This window comes from Castellaniella hirudinis (assembly GCF_042651965.1).
Taxonomy (GTDB): domain Bacteria; phylum Pseudomonadota; class Gammaproteobacteria; order Burkholderiales; family Burkholderiaceae_B; genus Castellaniella; species Castellaniella hirudinis.
Map to the genome: position 1 here is coordinate 89,597 of NZ_JBHSDY010000003.1, position 20,303 is coordinate 109,899.

15 protein-coding genes are annotated in these 20,303 nt (G+C 66.2%); 4 read left to right on the forward strand and 11 right to left on the reverse strand.

From position 1 onward, the window contains the following. Window positions 1-4: 4 nt before the first annotated feature. Window positions 5-1,585, reverse strand: a complete 1,581-nt coding sequence (locus tag ACFO0J_RS05600) for a formate dehydrogenase beta subunit (protein WP_376812073.1) — start codon at window positions 1,583-1,585, stop codon at window positions 5-7. Between the two features lie 2 nt (window positions 1,586-1,587). Continuing rightward, window positions 1,588-2,073, reverse strand: coding sequence for an NAD(P)H-dependent oxidoreductase subunit E (locus ACFO0J_RS05605; protein ID WP_376812074.1), 486 nt, complete (start codon window positions 2,071-2,073; stop codon window positions 1,588-1,590). 198 nt (window positions 2,074-2,271) lie between these two features. On the opposite strand from ACFO0J_RS05605, the gene ACFO0J_RS05610 reads away from it, so the two are divergent. After that, window positions 2,272-3,375 carry a substrate-binding domain-containing protein gene (locus ACFO0J_RS05610; RefSeq protein WP_376812075.1) on the forward strand — a complete coding sequence of 368 codons (1,104 nt, stop codon included), beginning with the start codon at window positions 2,272-2,274 and terminating at the stop codon, window positions 3,373-3,375. Between the two features lie 58 nt (window positions 3,376-3,433). Here ACFO0J_RS05610 and ACFO0J_RS05615 read toward each other — a convergent pair whose 3' ends face one another. The 4 genes from ACFO0J_RS05615 to ACFO0J_RS05630 all read right to left on the reverse strand — a co-directional run bounded on the left by ACFO0J_RS05615 (window position 3,434) and on the right by ACFO0J_RS05630 (window position 11,408). Further along, a complete protein-coding gene (locus ACFO0J_RS05615) occupies window positions 3,434-6,979 on the reverse strand; it encodes a DUF748 domain-containing protein (protein ID WP_376812076.1) in 3,546 nt (1,181 codons plus the stop codon). A 166-nt stretch (window positions 6,980-7,145) separates the two neighbouring features. Continuing rightward, window positions 7,146-8,774, reverse strand: coding sequence for a GMC family oxidoreductase (locus ACFO0J_RS05620; protein ID WP_376812077.1), 1,629 nt, complete (start codon window positions 8,772-8,774; stop codon window positions 7,146-7,148). Window positions 8,775-8,797: 23 nt separating this feature from the next. After that, entirely contained in the window at window positions 8,798-10,291 is a 1,494-nt protein-coding gene (locus ACFO0J_RS05625) for an aldehyde dehydrogenase family protein (protein ID WP_376812078.1), read from the reverse strand. Between the two features lie 7 nt (window positions 10,292-10,298). Next, window positions 10,299-11,408, reverse strand: coding sequence for a mandelate racemase/muconate lactonizing enzyme family protein (locus ACFO0J_RS05630; protein WP_376812079.1), 1,110 nt, complete (start codon window positions 11,406-11,408; stop codon window positions 10,299-10,301). A 137-nt stretch (window positions 11,409-11,545) separates the two neighbouring features. Between ACFO0J_RS05630 and pdxR the strand changes: the two genes are divergently transcribed. After that, on the forward strand, window positions 11,546-13,036 hold the full coding sequence (gene pdxR / locus ACFO0J_RS05635; protein WP_376812080.1) for a MocR-like pyridoxine biosynthesis transcription factor PdxR: 1,491 nt from the start codon (window positions 11,546-11,548) through the stop codon (window positions 13,034-13,036). Between the two features lie 26 nt (window positions 13,037-13,062). On the opposite strand, the gene ACFO0J_RS05640 is transcribed toward pdxR, so the two are convergent. From ACFO0J_RS05640 to ACFO0J_RS05655, 4 genes are all read right to left on the reverse strand, one after another. After that, window positions 13,063-13,923 carry an ABC transporter permease gene (locus ACFO0J_RS05640; protein WP_376812081.1) on the reverse strand — a complete coding sequence of 287 codons (861 nt, stop codon included), beginning with the start codon at window positions 13,921-13,923 and terminating at the stop codon, window positions 13,063-13,065. Then, complete coding sequence (locus ACFO0J_RS05645; protein ID WP_376812082.1) at window positions 13,920-14,804, reverse strand: ABC transporter permease; 885 nt, start codon at window positions 14,802-14,804, stop codon at window positions 13,920-13,922. The genes ACFO0J_RS05640 and ACFO0J_RS05645 overlap by 4 nt, the downstream gene beginning before the upstream one ends. After that, entirely contained in the window at window positions 14,797-15,867 is a 1,071-nt protein-coding gene (locus ACFO0J_RS05650) for an ABC transporter ATP-binding protein (protein ID WP_376812357.1), read from the reverse strand. Before ACFO0J_RS05650 ends, ACFO0J_RS05645 begins: the two co-directional genes overlap by 8 nt. Before the next feature lie 87 nt (window positions 15,868-15,954). Continuing rightward, complete coding sequence (locus ACFO0J_RS05655; RefSeq protein WP_376812083.1) at window positions 15,955-17,025, reverse strand: ABC transporter substrate-binding protein; 1,071 nt, start codon at window positions 17,023-17,025, stop codon at window positions 15,955-15,957. Window positions 17,026-17,284: 259 nt separating this feature from the next. On the opposite strand from ACFO0J_RS05655, the gene ACFO0J_RS05660 reads away from it, so the two are divergent. Both ACFO0J_RS05660 and ACFO0J_RS05665 read left to right on the forward strand, forming a co-directional pair. Beyond that, window positions 17,285-18,694: an NAD(P)/FAD-dependent oxidoreductase gene (locus ACFO0J_RS05660; protein ID WP_376812084.1), complete on the forward strand. Its 1,410-nt coding sequence runs from the start codon at window positions 17,285-17,287 to the stop codon at window positions 18,692-18,694. Window positions 18,695-18,787: 93 nt separating this feature from the next. Further along, window positions 18,788-19,684: a bifunctional helix-turn-helix transcriptional regulator/GNAT family N-acetyltransferase gene (locus ACFO0J_RS05665; protein ID WP_376812085.1), complete on the forward strand. Its 897-nt coding sequence runs from the start codon at window positions 18,788-18,790 to the stop codon at window positions 19,682-19,684. Here ACFO0J_RS05665 and ACFO0J_RS05670 read toward each other — a convergent pair. Beyond that, complete coding sequence (locus ACFO0J_RS05670; RefSeq protein WP_376812086.1) at window positions 19,676-20,293, reverse strand: LysE family transporter; 618 nt, start codon at window positions 20,291-20,293, stop codon at window positions 19,676-19,678. The two genes, ACFO0J_RS05665 and ACFO0J_RS05670, sit on opposite strands and share 9 nt — an antisense overlap. Window positions 20,294-20,303 lie beyond the last annotated feature (10 nt).

Below are 20,303 nucleotides of genomic sequence, written 5' to 3' on the forward strand. Positions count from 1 at the left end.
CTCCTTAGGCGGTGTGCAGGGCCGGTTCGGCGGCGAGGCCGAAGTCTTCGGGGAAGTGGCGCAGGGCGGACAGCACCGGATAGGGGGTCATGCCGCCCAGCGCGCACAGGGATCCGGCCATCATGGTGTCGCACAGGTCGTGCAGGAGTTCGGCGCGGGCTTCGCGGTCCTGGCCGTCGCGGATCGCGCGGATGACCTCGGTGCCGCGCACCGAGCCGATGCGACAGGGCGTGCATTTGCCGCAGGATTCAATGGCGCAGAATTCCATGGCGTATTCAGCCAGGGCGGCCATGTCGGCCGTGTCGTCGAAGGCCACCACGCCGCCGTGACCCAGCATGGCGGAAATGGCGATGAAGGCCTCGTAGTCCAGCGGCGTGTCCCATTGGGATTCGGGCAGGTAGGCGCCCAGCGGGCCGCCCACCTGGATCGCACGCAGCGGCCGGCCGGAGGCGCTGCCGCCGCCGAAGTCGAACAGCAGCTCGCGCAGCGTCAGGCCGAAGGCTTTTTCGACCAGGCCGCCGTGGCGGATATTGCCCGCCAGTTGGAAGGGCAGGGTGCCCCGGGACCGGCCCATGCCGAAGTCGCGGTAGGCATTCGCCCCCTGGGCGAGGATGAAGGGCGCCGTGGCCAGGGAGATGACGTTGTTGATCACGGTGGGACAGCCGAACAGGCCGCGCACGGCGGGCAGCGGCGGCTTGGCGCGCACCAGGCCCCGGCGGCCTTCCAGGCTTTCGAGCAGCGAGGTTTCTTCGCCGCAGATGTAGGCGCCCGCGCCGCGCCGCAGTTCGATGTCGAAGGCGCGGCCCGAGCCCTGGATGTCGTCGCCCAGCCAGCCGGCCTCGCGCGCGGCCTGCAGGGCACCCGTCAGGATGCGTTCGGCCTGGGGATATTCGGAGCGGACGTAGAGATAGCCGCGTGTGGCGCCCACGGCCAGGCCGGCGATCGTCATGCCCTCGATCAGGGCATAGGGGTCGCCTTCCATCAGCATGCGGTCGGAGAACGTGCCCGAATCGCCTTCGTCGGCGTTGCAGACGATGTATTTCTGCTCGGCCGGCGTTTGCAGCACGGTGCGCCATTTGATGCCGGTGGGAAAGGCGGCGCCGCCGCGGCCGCGCAAGCCGGATTCGGTCACGATGTCGACGATGGCCCCGGGCGTCATGCCCAGCGCCTTGCCCAGCCCGGCGAAGCCGCCATGGGCCTGGTAGTCGGGGATGCTGAGCGGGTCGATCAGGCCGACCCGGGCGAAGGTCAGGCGTTCTTGTTTCTTCAGAAAGGGGATGTCTTCGGTCGGGCCGTGGCACAGGGGATGGTGCGTGCCGTCCGGCGTGTTCGGGGCGCCGTCCGGCCAGGCCGCGTCCAGGATGGCCGGGACGTCTTCCGGCGTCACGGGGCCGTAGGCGATCCGTCCGGCGGGCGTGGCGATCTCGACCAGGGGTTCGAGCCAGTGCAGGCCGCGCGAGCCGTTGCGCACGAGGCGCAGGCCCAGGCCGCGTCGGGCGGCTTCGGCGCGGAAGGCATCGGCCACGGCGTCGGCCCCCATGGCCAGCGCGGCGGTGTCCAGCGGGACGTAGAGGATTCGTTCCATGTTCAGGCCTCCCGCGCTGCGGCCAGCAGGGCGTCCAGTTTTTCGGGGGTGACGCGCGCGTGGGGGCGGCCGTCGAGCATGACGGCCGGTGACTGGGCGCACAAGCCGAGGCAGTACACCGGCGCCAGCGAGACCTCGCCGGCCGCTTCGGCGGCGACGCGCGCCTGGGCGTGTTCGTACAGCGCGTTGCCGCCACAGGCCTGACAGGATTCGGCGCGGCAGACTTCGAGCTGCGTACGCGCGGGCGGCGTGGTGCGGAAATGGCCGTAGAAGCTGATCACGCCATGGACCTCGGCGCGGGATCGCTGCAGGGCGGCGGCGATTTGCGGCACAGCCGGTTCGGGGATCCAGCCCAGGGCGTCCTGCACGTCGTGCAGGATCGGCAGCAGGGCGCCGGGACGGCCGGCGTGCCGGGCCAGGATGTCCCGCACCAGGAGCGAATCGGCGTCGTGCGGGGCTGCGTCGGCATCGGACCGGATGGTGTCCATGGCTTTGTCTCCGGGCGCATGATCGGCGGGCATGCGCGGCAATAATAGGTTTATTTATGCATATATGATTCAGTGCCGTGCATTCACTCTACTCTTGAAAATAATTTGATTTCAATAAGATAATAAAAACATATTTAGGGCAGGGTCATATTTTTATATGTAATTGAATTCATATTAATAAGCCTTTCAGGAGACAGAATGGCGGTTTACCGATTCAAACCCCGGCTGCATTCCGAATGGGTCCTGGAAAAGCAATCCGGGGAAATACTGCCCATGGGCGACGTGCTGCGGCTGTTGGCCGCCGTCGATGAGCATGGTCATATTTCGGGGGCCTGTCAGGCGCGCGGGATCTCCTATCGCCATGCCTGGGGCATCCTGCGCAAGGCCGAAGCCGAATTTCAGGCGCCGCTGATCGAGACGTCCCGACGGCGCGGTTCGCGCCTGACCAGCTTCGCGCAGCATCTGTTGTGGGCCAACCGGCGCATCGACGCGCGCCTGGCGCCGACCTTCGAAAGCCTGGCCTCCGAGCTGCAGGAAGAATTGCAGCGCCTGTATTCCGAGGAAATGTCCGTGCTGCGCCTGCATGCCAGCCACGGCTTCGCCGTCGAGGGCCTGATGCGCCTGGCCAACGGCCAGGACATGCTGCCGCTGGAACTGCGCTATCGCACCGGGATCGAGGCGCTGGCCTCGCTGGATCGCGGGGAATGCGATCTGGCGGGCTTCCAGGTGCCGGTGGCGGAATACGAAAAGCCGATCCTGCAGCACTATCTGCGCTGGCTCGATCCGGACCGCATGCTGCTCTTGCATCTGGCCGAGCGCAACACGGGGCTGTTCGTGCAGCCCGGCAATCCGAAGCACATCCTGTCGGCCAGCGATCTGGCGCGCCCGGACGTGCGTTTCGTGAACCGGCAGATCGGCTCCAGCACGCGCTATCTGGTGCATCTGATGCTGGAGAGCCTGGGCATCGACCCGCAAGACGTCACCGGCTTCGACAGCGGGGAATTCACGCACATGGCCATCGCCGCCCACATCGCCAGCGGCATGGCTGACGTCGGCATCGGCGTCGAGACCGCCGCCTGGCGCTGCGGGCTGGAATTCGTGCCGCTGGCGCGGGAACGCTATTTCTTCGGCATCAACAAGGATCTGGTCGGCACCCAGTCGCTGCAGCGCTTGCTGGACCTGATGAACGGGGACGCGTACCAGGCTTACGTCCGGGATCTGGTGGGCTACGACTGCAGCCTGATGGGCCAGGTCCAGACCCTGGAACAGGCTTTCGGGCCGGAATTCGCCGGCAGGCGCTGAGCGCCGCGGCCGCCGGGGCGTGGTCCGGCGGGCGGCGTTTCGGGATGCGGGGCCGTGTTCAGTGCAGCGAGAAGTCCACGCGTGTGGCCGGGCCGTCGTCTTCGATGCCGTCTGCGTCGGGCTTGGGCGCGACGAGGAAGACCCGGTCGGTCAGATCGGGGGCGTCGGCCATGATCTGCTCGTACACCGCTTGCGCGCGGGCCTCGGCCAATGCGGCCAGAGGCTGTTTGCCCAGCGGGGCGGCCGCCAGCAGCAAGGCGTTCATCTGCTCGGGCGGCAGCGATTTGGCGATGCCGATGGCGTTGCGCGGCTTGTCCTTGATCTTGGTGTCGCCATAGACCTTTTCCAGGTACTTGGCGCGGTCTGCGTCGGTCAGTGTGATGCCGGCGGCATCGGCTTGCTTGCCGCGTCCGCCGGTGTCGCGGGCCTTGGCGGCGCGGATCTTGTCGTCCACCCAGACCTGGCGCAGCCCGGCCTCGTCGGCCTGGGGATCGGCGCGGCCGATGATGTCCATCTTCAGCGCGGGGCGGTCGCTCAGCGCCTTGACCAGCGTGGCGATATTCGATTTTGCCGTGTCGTCGAGCGTGGCGATGCCCGGTGCGAAATCGATGCGCGACAGATCCTCGCCGCCGCCGAAGGCGGAGGCCAGCAGCCTGAAGGGCGCAGTCACCGCCTTGGTGATCGTGTTCACGATCACCTGCACGATGATGCCGCCGATCGAAAACTGCGGATCGTCCAGCGAACCGGCGATCGGCAGATTGATGTCGATATTGCCATTGGCGTCCTTCAGCAGGGCGACGGCCAGCAGCACCGGCAGCTTGAGCGCGTCGGGACTGTCGGACGGTTTGCCGAAGGTCAGTTGGTTGAGCAGCACCTTGTTGCCGGCCTGCAGGGCGCGATCCTTGATCTGGTAGTGCAGGTCCACCGACAGTTTGCCGCGTTCGATGGCGTAGCCGACGTACTTGGACGAATAGGTGGTGAAGCGGGGCAGGTCCACGCCCTTGGCGGAGGCATTCAGGTCCAGCGCCAGGTAGCGTGCGAACGGCTGCACCGTGCCCGAGACGGACAGCGGCGCGGTGCCGTAGACGCGGCCCGTGACGCGGACCTTGGCCGGCGCAGGCCGGGTCGAGGACACCGCCGTAAGCGTGCCTTCGATGGCCGAGAGTTCGGCGCGGTAGTTGGGCCGCACGAAATGGTCGTTGAAGATCATGCGGCCGCGCTTGAGCGTGACGCTGTTGATCGAGATGTCGGGCGCGCTGGTCGGCGGGGCCTTTGGGGTCTTGGCCTGCGCCGCGCCGGCCGCGTGGGTGCGGCGGGTCTGCGTGTCCTGGGTGATGGAGCCGGCGGCCGTGCCCTTGTCCACCAGAATGTCCATCACGTTCAGGCGTGCATTGCTGTTGAGCAGGATGTCGCCGTAGAAGTCGTCCAGCAGAATGTCGCCCAGATTCAGCCCGATCTTCGGTCCCGCCACCGACACGTGCATTTTGTTCAGGCCCAGATGCTTCCAGTTCAGGAACGCGGCCTTGTTGACGCGGTCCTGCAGGTCCAGGCCATCGACTTGAACGGCGCCGCGCCAGTCCGCCCGCATCGGCTTGCCGTCCTGCGCCGGGGCGAATTCGGCCTGGCCGCGCGCGCCCAGGTTCACGCTGCGCACAGTGGCATTCAGGCTGGACGCGACATAGGGCGCCAGAGAGGCCGCGTCGAATCTGGACAGGTCGACCGAGGTCTTGAGCGTCAGCGGCTGCGCCGTCAGGGTGCCGTCGAGCGCCAGCGTGCCGTGTTTCTGGAGACCCTCGGCCCGCAGGGTAAAGTGCGTCGGTTCGGCGTCCAGGGCCAGCCGGTCGGCCGTCAAGGCCAGCGAGCCCATGGACAGATCCACGCCGGGCTTGACGGAGGTATCGCGCGCGGCAAGCTGCTGCAGGCCGAGTTTCACCTCGTGGGCCTCGATCCGGGCATCGCTTACGGCGATGCGACCTGCCAGGCTCAGCCGGCCGTCCTGCAGTTCGATGGGGGTGTAATGGCGCACGGCCGCCGCGAACGGCGCCAGCGCAAGATGCGCCAGGTCGACCTGTGCCTGGACCGACAGGGGCTGCAGCACGATCGGCGCCTGGACCCGCAAGGCGCCGCCGTCCTGGCTGTGGTCCATGCTCAAGCGGGCTTGCATGGGCTGATCCGCGGCCTGCGGCCAGGTGATGTGCTCGACCTCGGCGCTCAGGCCGTCCAGCGGATAGTCCAGACCGCTGGGATCGTCGCGCAGATGCACGGCGCCGGCCTCGAGCTTGAAGGCGCCGAGGGCGATCTTCCAGGCGGGGGCGGCGGGTTGGGCCGGGGCTTTGGCGGTTTGCGGTGGCGTGCCGGGTGCGGCGGCTGGTGTGTCGTTGGGTGTGTCGCTGGCCGGTGCCGGGGCGGGCGAGACGGGATCGGCGGATTCGGGCTCGGTCGATGTGTCGGCAGCAGCAGGTTCGGGTGCTGTGGATTCAGCCGCAGCCGGTTGGGCCTCGGCAGTCGTGCCGGATACCGGATCGGCCGGCGCGGATTCTTCCAGTTTGGCGAAGCCCTCGGCCACGCGTTGCCAGTTCAGTTGCTGGGCGTCGTGGTGCGCTTCCACCTGCGGTTTCGTCAGCGTCACCGTGTCCATGGACACCGTGCGAGCATCCAGATCGAGCGCCAGCCCCTCGGCCTGCAGATTGTCCCAGGCCAGCAGCGGCGCCCCGGAGGTTTCGGTCACGTCCAGTTGGCGCAGGCCCAGGCCGCCCTGCACACGGATGCGCGGCATCGCGCCGGGCGGCTGTTCGAACAGCACCTCCAGCTTGGAATCCAGCAGGGCGCTCTTGACCTTGACCGGCAGGGGCAGCGGCCAGAAGTCCGCCCATTTGTCGAGCGCCACACCGTCCAGCGTCACGTCCAGCGTGGACGTGGGCACCTTCTCGAATGGCCGCGCCGTGCCGCTCAGGTCAAAGGGGCTGCCGTTGATGCGCAGATGCAGCGCGGGCTGCACGTCGATGTCGGTGGCGTAACTGAGCGAAGACAGAAAGGGAATGCCCAGCTTGATCTCGTCGACCGTCTGTTGGCGGCCGGTGACCTGGTCATCCAGGCGGATCACGCCGTCTGTCAGTGACAGATTGTTCAGGGAAAAGCGTGGCGGTCCGGCGTCGGCCGATTCGGGTTCGGCAGGTTGTTCAGCGGCGCGCGCGGCCAGCCGGTCCACGATGTCGGAAAAGTTGAAGCGTGCAACGTCCTGGCGCACCAGCGCGATCCGGGGCCGGTCGATGTGGATCCGGTCGACCACCGGTGCGAACACCGCGAGGGACCGCCAGGCCACGCGCAGGTCGAGCTCGCCGATTTCAAGCAGCGGTTCGGACTGGGGCTGTTCGATGACGAGATCCTGCGCGCGCAGCGCCAGCGTGAAGGGATTGAAGCGGATCTCGCCCACCTGCACCGGGCGGCCCAGCAATTCGGAGACGTCCTGGGTCAGCGCGCTGCGCACGGCTTTGGGCACCAGCCAGGCCGCCAGCGCGGCCAGCACCAGCAGCGTCAGCACGGTGCCTGCCAGGATCTTGAGCATTTTCCGGCTGGGCTTCAACGCGGGCATCCGCAACGGCATGGCATGCGCTCCTGGCAGGGTTTGTTTTTGTGTGTGGTGTCGGACCGCGCGCATGGGTGTCGCGCTTTGTCGTTGGCTTGTCCTCATTATCCCCGCCGGGTTCCGGTGCGTCTATCGGGGCGGGCGGAGCTTTGCGTTTTTTTACGATGTGGGGTGGGCGGACCCGTCAGCTTGCCGGACTGCCGGCATCCGCGAGGATCAGGTCGGACGCTTTTTCGCCCACCATGATGGCGGCTGCATTGGTGTTGCCCGAGACCAGCGAGGGGAAGATAGAGGCGTCCGCAATCCGCAGGCTGTCGATGCCGTGCACCCGCAGCCGGTGATCGACCACGCTGGTCCCCGGCTCGGGGCCCATGCGGCAGGACGAGCAGGCGTGAAAAACACTCCAGGCGCTGGCGCGGATGTTCTGGATGAGCTGTTCGTCGTTGACGCAGTCCGCGCCGGGGTGGATCTCCCGGGCGATGATGTCTCTGAGCGCGGGCGCCCCGGCCAGCCGGCGGATGAATCTGACGCCTCGCAGCAGGGCTTGCAGATCGCGGTCGTCAGCCAGATAGTTGGGCTGTATCCTGGGTGCTGCGTGTGGATCGCCGGACCGGATGTGGACGGTGCCCCTGGAATAAGGGCGGCAGTTCGAGACGCCCAGCAGGAAGGCGGGGAACGGGTCCGGGTTCATCAGGGGCCGTGTGCCGGCGGGCGCCCGGGTGTAGCTGACCGGAGAAAAATAGAGCTGCATGTCGGGCTGGGCCAGTTCGGGATCCGTCTTGAAGAATCCGCCGCCCTGGTTGATGCTCAGGCCCAGGGGGCCTCGGCGGAACAACAGGTAGGCCAGCCCCGCCCGCAGCTTTCCCCACCAGGGATTCAGGTCGTTGTTCAGGGTTCTCAGCCGGCTTTCAAACAGGTAATCGACGCCGAGATGGTCCTGCAGATTGGCGCCGACGGCAGGGTTGTCAGAGAGGACCGCGATTCCCTGGGGGGCCAGCACGCCGCGCGGACCGATGCCGGAAAGTTGCAGAAGCTGCGGCGTGTTGACGGCGCCGCAGCTCAGGATGACTTCCCGATGGGCCCGGGCCTGGTGGATGCGGCCGTGCCGTTCGTATTCCAGGCCGATGGCTCGCCGGCCGTCGAACAGCACGCGCGTGGCGTGGGCATGTGTCCGGATGGTCAGGTTGCGGCGACCCGCTGCCGGACGCAGGTACGCCTTGGCTGCGGACATGCGAAAGCCGTTCTTGACCGTAAGCTGGTAAGGACCGACGCCATCCTGATGCGCGCCGTTGAAGTCCGGGTTGTAGCGCATGCCGACCTGCATGCCGGCCTGCAGATAGTGCTGGCAGAGCGGGTGGAGCGCCCCGGAGACGTCTGAAACGTACAGGGGGCCGTCCGTGCCGCGATAACCGGGCTCGCCGGTCTGGCAGGTTTCCATCTTCTTGAAGTACGGGAGGACGTCCGCATAGCTCCACCCCGGGTTGCCGGCGGCGGCCCAGGCGTCGTAATCCAGCGCATTGCCGCGAATGAAGACCATGGCGTTGATCGAGCTGGAGCCGCCCAGCACGCGTCCCCTGGGCCAGTAGCTGGGTGTGCCGTTCAGGCCCGGCACGGGTTCGGTCAGGTATCGCCAGTTGACGGCTTCCTGGTAGTAGGTCTTGCCATAGCCGATGGGGACCTGCACCCAGAATCGCCGGTCGCTGCCGCCGGCCTCGAGCAGCAGGACCCGGTGGCGTCCGTCCGCGCTCAGGCGGTTGGCCAGTACGCATCCGGCCGAACCTGCGCCGACGATGATGTAGTCGTATTGGTCCATGCGCGTGTCCGGGTCCGTGGCCTTCAGATCCGGATCGTGACGTTCTTGACCCGGCAGTAATTGCGCAAGGCCTCCAGGCCTTTTTCCCGGCCGAAGCCGGAACGCTTGTTGCCTCCGAAGGGCGTGTAGATGCCGCCGGCGAAATACTGGTTGACCGTGATCTGGCCCGCGTCGATGTCGCGCGCCAGGCCGAGAGCCTTCTGGAGGTCCTTCGTGTAGATGCAGGCCGCCAGGCCATAGTCGGTGCCGTTGGCCGCGTGCAGCGCGTCTTCGATCGTGTCGACGATCTGGACGCAGAGCACCGGCCCGAAGATTTCCTCCTGAACGACGGGATCGCCGGCCGGCACGTCGTCCAGGACGGTCGGCTGGAAGAACCAGCCCGTCCCGCTGTCGGGGTCCGTGGCGCGCCCACCGCCCGTGACGGCCCGGATGCCCCGGGCGCGGGCGCCGTCCACGGCAGCGGCGATTTTGTCGAGTTGACGGTGCGAGTTGATGGCGCCGATGGCGGGATTCTTCAGGCCGTGCCCCATCGTCAGCGCCTGGGCGCGCGCGCTGAATTTCTCGATGAATTCGGCATGCGCGCCGCGTTCGATGACCAGGCGTGATCCTGCGGAGCAGACCTGGCCTGCATTGAGGTAGATTGCCTCCAGCATGTCTTCTACGGCGTGATCCAGATCGCAGTCCGCCAGCACGATGGCGGGCGACTTGCCGCCCAGTTCCAGGGTGACGCTGGCAATGTGCTGCGCGGCGTTCCGCATGACGCGCCGGCCGGTGTCCACCGAGCCCGTGAAGGTGACGTGCCGGACCGAGGGGTGGCGGCTGAGCGGTTCGCCGACGGCCGCCCCCGTGCCGGTCACGACGTTGCAAACGCCTGGGGGCAGGCCCGCTTCGGAGAGGATGTCCGCAAGCAGCAGCGCGGTGATCGAAGTGGTCTCGGCCGGCTTGACGACCGTGGTGCAGCCGGCTGCGAGCGCAGGGGCGACTCCCCGTATCATGGAGAACATCGGGAAGTTCCACGGCACGATGTGCGCCGTGACGCCGACCGGTTCCAATTGGTTGTAAGACACGAAATTCCCGCCCAGCGGGATCGTATCTCCCTGCAGCTTGTCGGCGGCGCCGCCGTAGTAATCCAGAAGCCTGGCGACGGTTTCGACGTCCTCCAGGGATTCGGAGAGCGGCTTGCCGCAGTCCAGGGTTTCGACGACGGCCAGGCGCGCCGCGCGGGCGCGCACGAGGAGGGCGGCTTTGCGCAGGATCGTGGCCCGTTGCGAGGGGGGCGCATGCCGCCAGACGTCCCGGTAGGCGCGTTCGGATGATGTGACGGCGATGTCGACGTCTTCGATGGCGCCGGCTGCGATTGCGGCAAAGGGCCTTTCCGTGCCGGGGTCGACGGCTTCCATCCGGTCGCCGGAGGCGGCCGGCCGCCATTGCCCGTCGATGTAGAGCTGGTCCGGCAGTCCCGGTAATGTCCCGGTGCGCAGGGCCTGGGTGACGTGGTCTTGTAGCGTGGCGTTCATACGATTCCTAGTCCGTCTCGCTGATGCGGTAGTCCGCGCGTGCGAGCCATTGCGGGTCGATCGACACGCCCCAACCCGGCCCTTCCGGGATCTGCACCTTGCCGTCCCGTGCCACCGGGTAGTCGGAATAGATGCCATATTGCCAGGGATAGTAATCGGCTTCTTCGATGGAGAATTCGACGTAGGGACCCGCGTTTTCGATGGCGCCCATCAGGTGCAGGGTGAAAATCGTGACCAGTGACAGATTGGCGGAATGGGGCGTGCACGGCAACCCTGCCGATTGGGCCATCCGGGCGACCCGCAAGGTGCGTTCGATGCCGCCCAGATAGCAGATGTCAGGCTGTACGACGTCCACGGTGCGGGAGTCGATCATGTGCTTCCACAAGGCGAGGCTGTTGTCCTGCTCGCCGCCGGCCACGTCCAGGTGGAGTGCTTCGGTCACTTGGCGGGTCCAATCCAGCCGCCAGTACGGGCAGGGCTCTTCGAAGTGACGGATGCCGTGGGCTTCCAGCAGCCGTCCGACCTCGATGGCCTTTTCAGGCCGGTAGCAGCTATTGCCGTCGACCAGCAGGTCCGCCTCGTCGCCCAGTGCGGCGCGGATCGCCGGCACGATTTCTTCCGTGCGACCGGGCCATTCGTCCTGATCATGCCCGCATTCCGCGCCCACCCGGAACTTGAAGGCGTCATAGCCGTGGGCATCGCGCAGGCGCAGGAAGCGCTCGGCTTCGGCCCGGGGCGTGATGTCGCGCTTCATGCTCGAGGCGTAGACGCGGATGGGCCGGGGCGCGCCGCCCAGCAGTTCACAGACGCTTTTGCCCTGCGCCTTGCCGTGCAGGTCCCAGAGCGCCGTGTCCAGGCCGCCCAGCGCCCGGCACATGTACGAGCCCGGGAATTTGTATTCTTTTTCGTAGATCCGGTCGATCAGGCCGCCCAGCCCCGCGAGATCCGAGACGTCCTCGCCCAATGCATGGATGGCGACCTGCCGGTGCAGCACCAGGGCGGAGATGTCCGAATGATAGGTCGAGACCTGTCCCCATCCTTCGGCGCCATCGTCGGTGCGCACGCGGACCAGGCCGACATCCCGGGTGCTGAATGTTTCGATGCTTTTTATTTTCATGATGGGATGCTTGCGCGAAGGGTGAGCGCCCGGCAGGGCACTCGGTAGCGATGATGGTAAGGAGAAAATGGTTGTGCGTTAATATCCATTCTGGATAAAATTGCATACCAATCTGGCTGAATGCGGAGGGAGCATCGATGGTGAAGGTAGCCGGCGGCGCCTTGCTGGCGTCGATCACGATAGACCGCGATTCCTCCAAGACCATCAGCACCCAGATCTGTGCGGCGATCCGCAAGATGATCTTTTCGGGCGCGCTCAGCGCGGGCGAGCGGCTGCCGTCCAGCCGCACCCTGGCGATGGAACTGAACGTTTCGCGCACCACGATCAACTATGTCTTCGAGCGTCTGGCCGAAGAAGGCTTGATCGATTCGCGCACGGGCTCGGGTTCCTTTGTGTGCGAAACCCTCAGCACACACCTGTCCAGGCTGCCCGCGCCCTCGACCGAAATGCTGGCGCAGCGGCGCAAGCACCTGCGCCTTTCGCGCTGCATCGCACATTCGATCGATCAGTTCGGCGTGCGCATTCCTCATGAAAAAAGGGCATTCACGACCGGAACGCCGGCATTTGACGCGTTTCCTCTGGCGCAATGGTCGCGTCTGGTGGCCCGGCATTACCGGGAAAAGCGCGACAGGGTCATGGGCTACGGCGATCCGGAGGGATTCGCCCCTTTGCGGCGGGCGATCGCCAATCATTTGCGCGGTAATCGCGGCCTGTCCTGCGAGCCCGAGCAGGTCTTCATCGTCAGCGGCGCTCAGCAGGCGTTCAATCTGGCGTGCAGCGTCCTGCTCGATCCGGGCGACAAGGTCTGGTTCGAGAACCCGGGCGCCATCGGTGCGCGCAACAGTTTCAAGGCGCACGGCATGGACCTCGTGCCGGTGCCTATCGATGAGGACGGCTTGATCGTCGAGGCGGGCTTGAGGCAGGCGCCCTATTTCCGCCTGGCGTTCGTCACGCCCTCGCACCAGCAGCCGATCGGCGTGACCATGAGCCTGGCGCGCCGCATCGAACTGCTGCAGGCCGCCGAGCGCAGTGATGCCTGGATACTCGAAGACGATTACGACGGCGAGTTCCGCTACCGCAGCAGCCCTCTGCCGACTCTGCAGAGTCTCGACACGGCAGAGCGCGTGATCTATGTAGGCACTTTCAGCAAGTCTCTGTTTCCGGCCCTGCGCCTGGGCTATTTCGTGGTCCCGCCCATCCTGGTCGATACGTTCCGCAAGGTGTCGGGCGCTTTTCTTCAGGGCGCGCCCTCGAATCTGCAGGCGGTGCTGGCGGATTTCATGGACGAGGGGCATTTCGCCACGCACATCCGCCGCATGTGCAAGATCTACGCCGAGCGCCACGACACCCTGATCGAGGCCTCGGGCGCGCGGCTGGGAGGGCTGCTGGATGTGATGCCGACCGAGACCGGCTTTCATACCGTGGGCCGCCTGGCGCCCGGGTTTGCCGAGCTGGCGGTCAGCCGGGCCGCGGGCGAGCAGGGTATTTCAGTGTCCCCGGTCGGCCGGTATTGCATCGAGCCCATCGCCCTGCAAGGGCTGGTCCTCGGGTTCAGCACGATTCGTTCGCCGGAGATCCGCGCGGGCGTCGAGGCGCTGGCCCGGGTGCTGGAGGGACTGCGGGCCTAGTGTCCTGTCCGGCGGTGCGAGCGGGGCTAGCGGGGCCGGGGTTTGCCGAAGGTCTGGGCGGCCACCAGCAGGCCGGTCGAGATCAGGATCATCAGGGTCGAGATCGATGTGATCGTCGGGTCGATCTGGTCGCGCAGCGCATTGAACATGTTGCGCGTCAGCGTGGCGTTGTCACCACCGGAGATGAACAGCGAGATGACGACCTCGTCGAAGGAGGTCAGGAAAGCCAGCAGCGCCCCCGTGATGACCGAGAAGCGGATCTGCGGCAAGGTGACTCGCATGAAGGCGACGAAGCGCGACGCCCCCAGGTTGCGCGCCGCCATCTCCTGGCTGGGGTCGAAGTGCTTGAGGGCGGCCCCGACGACGATCAGCACCAGCGGCGTGGCCAGGAGCGAGTGCGCCAGCACCAGGCCGGGGATCGTGTTGAGCAGGTTGAGCTTTGCGTAGACGTAGAACGCGCCGATCGCCAGCAGGATGACGGGAATGATCATGGGGGTGATGATCAGCAGGTAGATCAGCCGGGTTGCGCGGATTTTCGACAGAGACAGTCCGTACGCCGCCATGGTCCCGAGCGGAGTCGCCAGGAGCATGGTCAGGACGGCGGCCTTCACCGATGTCAGCGTCGCCTGCATCCATTCCGGTGATTCCAGGTAGTGCGCGTACCAGCGCAGCGACCAGCTGGTCGGCGGAAATTCCAGGTATTGCGAGTTCGAGAACGACATCGGTATGACGATGAGCGTCGGCGCGATGAGAAACACCATGGCCAGGGCGGACAGGACGTACAGCCAGAGCCGCTGTCCGTGCGTGATCTGGGTTTCGGAGGCGGGGCGGTCCAGCCAGCGGGCCGCCGGGCCGTCTGCGCGCTTGGGACGGTCCGATGTGCTCATGGGTCATTCCCCGGGGCGCCGGCGAGGCTCGAGCGGGACAGCCGGTTCGCCAGGTACAGGATCAGCATGGTCAGGGCGAAGAGCACGACGCCAAGCGCGCTGGCGGCGCCCCAGTTCACGAACAGTTCGATGTTCGAGGCGATGCGCATGGACACCAGGATGATCTTCCCGCCGCCCAGGATGGCGGGCGTCACGTAGAAACCCAGGCACAGGATGAACACCATCAGCATGCCGGCGAACAGGCCGGGCAGGGACAGCGGCAGGAACACTTTCCAGAACGCCCGGGTGGGGCTGGCGCCGAGATTGGCGGCGGCTTTGAGATAGTCGCGGTCGATGGCGCGCATGGCGCCGTAGACGGGCAGCACCAGGAACGGCAGCATGATGTGCACCATGCCGATCAGCGTGCCGGTCATGTTGTGCACCAGGTTGACGGGGTCGTTCCACAAGCCCAGCTCCATCCCCCAGTGGTTGATCAGGCCCTGGCGCTGGAGCAGCACGAGCCAGGCGTAGGTGCGCACCAGCAGTGAGGTCCAGAACGGCACCAGCACGGTGATCATGAACAGGTTCGCCACGCGCGTGGGGAGCTGGGACAGGAAATAGGCCAGCGGATATCCGATCAGGACGCAGATGAGCGTGGTCAGGATGCTGACCTCGAAGGTCAGCCGGAAGACCTGGAGATAGGATGAACTGGCCAGCATGCGCTGGTAGTTCTCCAGCGAGACATGGCCGTTCTCGCCCACGAACGACAGCCAGAACAGCCAGGCCATGGGGATCACCATGATCACCAGCACGAGCAGCAGCGCGGGCGAACACAGACCCGCGAGCGCCAGCCGCTCTCTGAGGGCCTGGCGCCGCAGGGCGGCGGCGTTGGGCTCAGTCATCGCAGACCAGGATGGTGTCATCGCGGCGCAGGCCCAGCGTGACCGGGCCGCCGATCCTGAATGTCGCCGATTCGGGATGGCCGACGCTGCGCATGCTGATCACCTGCTCGTCGGATAGGGTGATTTGCGTCAGTACGCTGTCGCCCTGGTAGACGATGCGTTTGATCGTGCCGCTGAAGGTGTTCATGCCGGCTGCGGGGCCGTCGGTCAGGAGGCGGAGCTTCTCTGGCCGCAGCATCAGGAAGCTGTCGGCCCTGAGGGGCGTGTCCGCGGGCAGTTCGAGCGGTCGGCCGTGGCAGACGGCCTGGCTGCCCGATATCTCGACGGGCAGGAACGTGGAATCGCCGATGAAATCCGCCACGAACTTGTTCGCGGGCCGCTCGTACAGCGCTTCGGGGTCGCCCAATTGCATCACGCGGCCCTGGTTGATGACGGCGATCCGGTCCGACATCGTCAGCGCTTCGCGCTGGTCGTGCGTGACGTAAACCGTGGTCATGCCGAGCTTGTCGTGCAGATGCCGCAGTTCGATCTGCATGTGCTCGCGCAGTTTCTTGTCGAGCGCCGACAGCGGTTCGTCCATCAGCAGGATCCGCGGCTCGAACACGATCGCGCGCGCCAACGCCACGCGCTGCCGTTGGCCGCCGGAAAGCTGGGCGATGCCGCGCTGCCCGTAGCCGCCGAGCTGGACCGTTTCCAGTGCCTGGTCCACGCGCCGCGCGATCTCGTCCTTGGGCAGCCGCCTCAGGGTCAGGGGGAATGCGATGTTGGCCGCGACGTCCATGTGGGGAAACAGCGCATAGCTCTGAAAAACCATGCCCACTTCCCGCTTGTGCGGCGGCGTGCAGATGACCTCGGTCCCGCCGAACTTCAGGCTGCCGCTGTCCGGCCGGGTGAAGCCGGCGATGGTCATGAGCAGGGTGGTTTTTCCCGAGCCGGAGGGGCCGAGCAAGGTCAGGAATTCCCCGCTGCGGATTTCCAGGTCGACGTGGTCGAGTGCGCGGGCGCCGCCGTAGGTCTTGGTCAGGCCCGAGATCGTGATGGGCAGGGAGGCTGTTGTGGTGATCGGCTCAGTCACGCCAAGGTCTCCTGTCGTTTTTATCGTTTGTCAGGGGCGGCGGGCGCCTCGCCGGCCGCCGCCCCTGCGGGGATGCTACTCCAACATCATGTCCTGATACAGCGCGGCGGCCTGCTTCTCGAATTTCTCGTACCACTCGATATCCAGGGGGATCTGCAGGGCGGCGTTGGCCGGGGACGAGGGCAGGGTCTTGGCCACGGCGTCGCTGATCAGGCCGCCGGAATAGGCGTCCTTGTTGGTCGGGCCGTAGGTGATGTATTGGGTCAGGCCCGCCTGGTACTTGGCCTTGCTGATCTCGGCCAGGAACTTCATCGCCGCATCCTTGTGGGGCGCGCCCTTGGGGATGGCGAAGCAGTCGTAATCGAGCAGCCCCTGGTCGAAGGAATAGGTCACCTTGGCGCCATGCTTGGCGATGTCGTCGAAGCGGCCGTTCCATCCGGTGGCCATGTCGACTTCGCCGTCCTTCATCAGTTGCGCATGCTGGGCGCCGGAAGACCACCAGACTGCGATGTTGGGCTTGAGCTGACGGATTTTATTGATGGCGCGCTCGATCCCGCCTTTCGAAGAGAGCACCGCATAGACCTGGTCGGGCGGCACGCCGTCGGCCATCAACGCCGGTTCCAGCGAGCCGGCCACGCCGCCCCGATAGGCGCGTTTGCCCGGGAATTTCTTGACGTCCCAGAAATCGGCCCAGGTCCTGGGGCCGGGCTGGCCGTCCTTGCCGTATTTTTCTGTGTTCCAGGCGAAGACGTTGGAGAAGACGTCGCCGCCCACGCAGAATTTGGACTTCATCGTCGGGTAGAAGTGCGAGACGTCGATCACCTGGTAGTCCAGAGGCTCCAGGAGGCCCTCGGCGCCCGCGCGGGCGGCGCTGCCGGATCCGCTGGCCACGATGTCCAGGGTGACGGCGCCCGTCTGCACTTGCAGGCGCACATCGGACATGCCGTTGTAGGTGGCCTGCTTGACGTCCATGCCCAGCGCCTTGGCGGCCGGGACGAACAGCGCCTCGCTTTGCGCTTTCTGGTAGGCGCCGCCCCAGGACGCGATGGTGAGGTCGGCGGCGCTGGCGCCGACACTGAAAAGAGAAAAGGCGCTGATGGCCGCCGCAGTGCGCAGGGCCTTCTGTGTCTTCGTCATGTCCGACATGGTTTGCCTCCTGGCTTGTGCTTCTGTGATTTTTGTCCAGCCTGGGACCCATTAAACCGTTCTACTGGATTACACAAAAGGGCCATTATGGAAGTATCGAAGATACCAATCCTGGGAGTGGTATGTGGAAATTTCCAGAATGGACATTACCTTCTGCGCATGCGCCCCCCTATGATGGACGCGGAGAGCGCGCGCCCGGTCGCCGGCGTGCTGCGGCGCGGTGTTTCGAACCTGTCATCGGGTGGGGCATACGAAAGCGATGGATGATTATCGAGGGGTGAGTTTCTGGTTCGACATGTTGGGCCAGGACGTGCGGGCGCGGCCTTCCCTGCCGGGGCCGATCGAGGTGGATGTCGCCATCCTGGGCGCGGGCTATACCGGTCTTTGGACGGCGTACTACTTGAAGACCCTGGCGCCGTCTCTGTCGGTCGCGGTTCTGGAGGCCGAGACGGCGGGGTTCGGCGCATCGGGCCGCAACGGCGGCTGGCTCAAGGGCAGCATGGCCGGCGAGGACATGTATCTTTCGAGCCAGCCGGCTGAACGACGCGAGACCGGCTACCGCTTGCTGCATGGCATCGTGGACCAGGTCCGGGCGGTTCTGGAACGGGAACACATCGAGTGCGGCTTCAAACAGGGCGGGGTGTTGTTCGCGGCTGCGCGCTATCCCGAACAATTGCCTCTGGTGCGCGCGCATCTGGACCGCCTGCGCCGGGCCGGGCATGCCGAGGACGATTACCGCTGGCTCGACGCGGGGGAACTCAATCAGCAGGTGCGCATGCACAGGCCCTACGGCGCGATCTTTTCGCCGCATTGCGCGGTCGTGAGTCCCGGAGAACTGGTCAGGGGGCTGGCGCAGGCCGTCGAACGGCGTGGAGTGTCGATTTACGAGCGGACGCGCGTAGACGCCATACAGGGGAAAACCGTGCTGACCGCCCGAGGCGCCGTGCGTGCGCAATGGATCGTCCCGGCGCTGGAGGGCTATGGGGGTTCGATCCATGGCCTGGCCGGAACGGTGCTGCCCGTGCAGAGCCAGATCATCGCGACCGAGCCGTTGAGCGAGGCGCAATGGGACGAGGTGGGGTTGGCGAGCCGTCCCGCTTTCAGCGACGGGGGGCGGCTCATCACCTATGGCCAGCGGTCCGCGGATGGACGCCTGATTTTCGGCGCGCGCGGCGGCTATCGGTTCGGCGCCCGGCCGCGCGACGATTTCTCGCTGGAGGGGCCTGAGTCCGCACTGCGGAAGCGACTGATGGTGGAGTTGTTTCCGGCCTTGAGCGGCGTGCGCGTCACGCACGGGTGGGGCGGCACCATGGGTATGGCGAGACGCTTTGCGCCGCATGCGGTGTGCGATCGGCGTTCTGGGATCGCCACGGCTGGGGGTTATGGCGGCGGCGGAGTCGGTGCGTCCAACCTTTTCGGCAGGACGCTGGCCGACCTGATTCTGGAGCGAGAGACAGAGTTGACGCGGATGCCTTGGGTCTTTTCGGACGTCTCTCCGAGGCGGGCCTTGCGCCGATGGGAGCCGGAGCCCTTTCCGTGGCTGGCCTACCGGGCTGTCCAGGCGGCCTACGTCTGGGAAGAATCCTTGTGCCGCTCGGTCGATGCCTCGCCCTGGCTCAAGGTCGTGGCGGGCCGGATCAGCGCCGCGTTGTCGAGGCTGTTGACGTAGGCCGTTTTCGAGCGCTGTTGCGACACCGTATCCGCCCATTGATTTCCTCTAGATATCTGACTAAAGTCAGATATCTGGGAACGCGAGTCGATCATGGACGAAAACCAACTCCGGCAAGTGCGCTGTTTCAACCGGTCGTTCACCCGCCGGATCGGCGTGCTGAGCGATGATTACCTGGGCACCGGCCGTCCGCTGGGCGAGGCGCGGCTGTTGTACGAGATCGGCCCGGACGGCGCCGTGGTGCGCGATCTGCGCGCGCGCCTGGGACTGGACTCGGGCTATCTCAGCCGGATGCTGCGCGCGCTGGAAACGTCGAAACTGATCGTGCTGAAGCCGGATGCGCAGGACGCGCGCGTGCGCAGGGCTGCCCTGACCGCCAAGGGACGGCGGGCATGGGGGTCGCTCGATGAGCGGTCCAGGCGCATGGCGGCCTCGTTGCTGGCGCCGCTCGGGGCGGCGCAGCGCGAGCGGCTGCTGGCCGCCATGGCCGAAGTGGAACGGTTCCTGCGCGCCTCGGCCGTGACCATCGAAATCGCCGATCCTTATGGCGACGAGGCGCGTGCCTGCATCGATACCTATTTCCAGGAACTGCAGGCGCGCTTCGACGAGGGCTTCGATCCCGCGCTGACCGTGTCCGCCAGTCCCGAAGAGCTGGTGCCTCCCTTGGGGTGGTTCCTGATCGCGCGGCTGGAGGGCGCTCCGGTGGGTTGCGGGGCGCTCAAGATCCAGGACGGCGGTTGCGGCGAAATCAAGCGCATGTGGGTCGCTCCGTCCGCCCGGGGCCTGGGCGTCGCCCAGCGCCTGCTGGAAGCGTTGGAAGCACGTGCCGTCGACGCCGGCGTGGACGTGCTGCGCATGGACACGCACCGCAGTCTCGCCGAAGCCCGCGCGCTGTACGCGCGCAATGGCTATGCAGAGATCGCGGCGTACAACACCAACCCCTATGCGCATCACTGGTTCGAGAAGCGGGGGCTGGAGCGGTCAGCGTGATCCCCGGGCGATCGCCAACAGCACCCCGAAACCGACCAGGAGTCCGCCGAATGCGCGGTCGATCCAATGGCGCACGGCCAGCAGCCGATCGCGCACGGCGTTCGCCGAGAAGCACGTGGCTACCAGGCTGAACCAGGCGATATGCGCCACGGAAATGAACGCGCCATAGCCGATCTGCGTCGCCAGCGGCGTGTCGGGCCGCACCACTTGCATGAACAGACTGACGATGAACACCGTGGCCTTCGGATTCAGCGCATTGGTGAGGAAGCCGGTGCGCAGCGCCGCTCCATCCGATAGCGGCGTGACATGATGATCGGCGGATGCGCCGCGGGGCTGCGCGCGCAGCATCTTCACGCCCAGGTAAATCAGGTAGGCCGCGCCCGCCAACTTGATGGCATTGAACAGCCACAGAGACTGTTGGATCAGCAGACCCACGCCGACCAGGGTATAGGTGACGTGCACCAGCACGCCCAGGCCGATGCCAAGGGCGGTCAGCACGCCTGCGCGGCGTGACAGCAGCAGGCTGTTGCGCGTGACCATCGCAAAGTCCGGTCCGGGGCTGATGACGGCCAGCAAGGTGATGGTGATGACGGCTATCAGTTCGGTCATGGCGTATCCT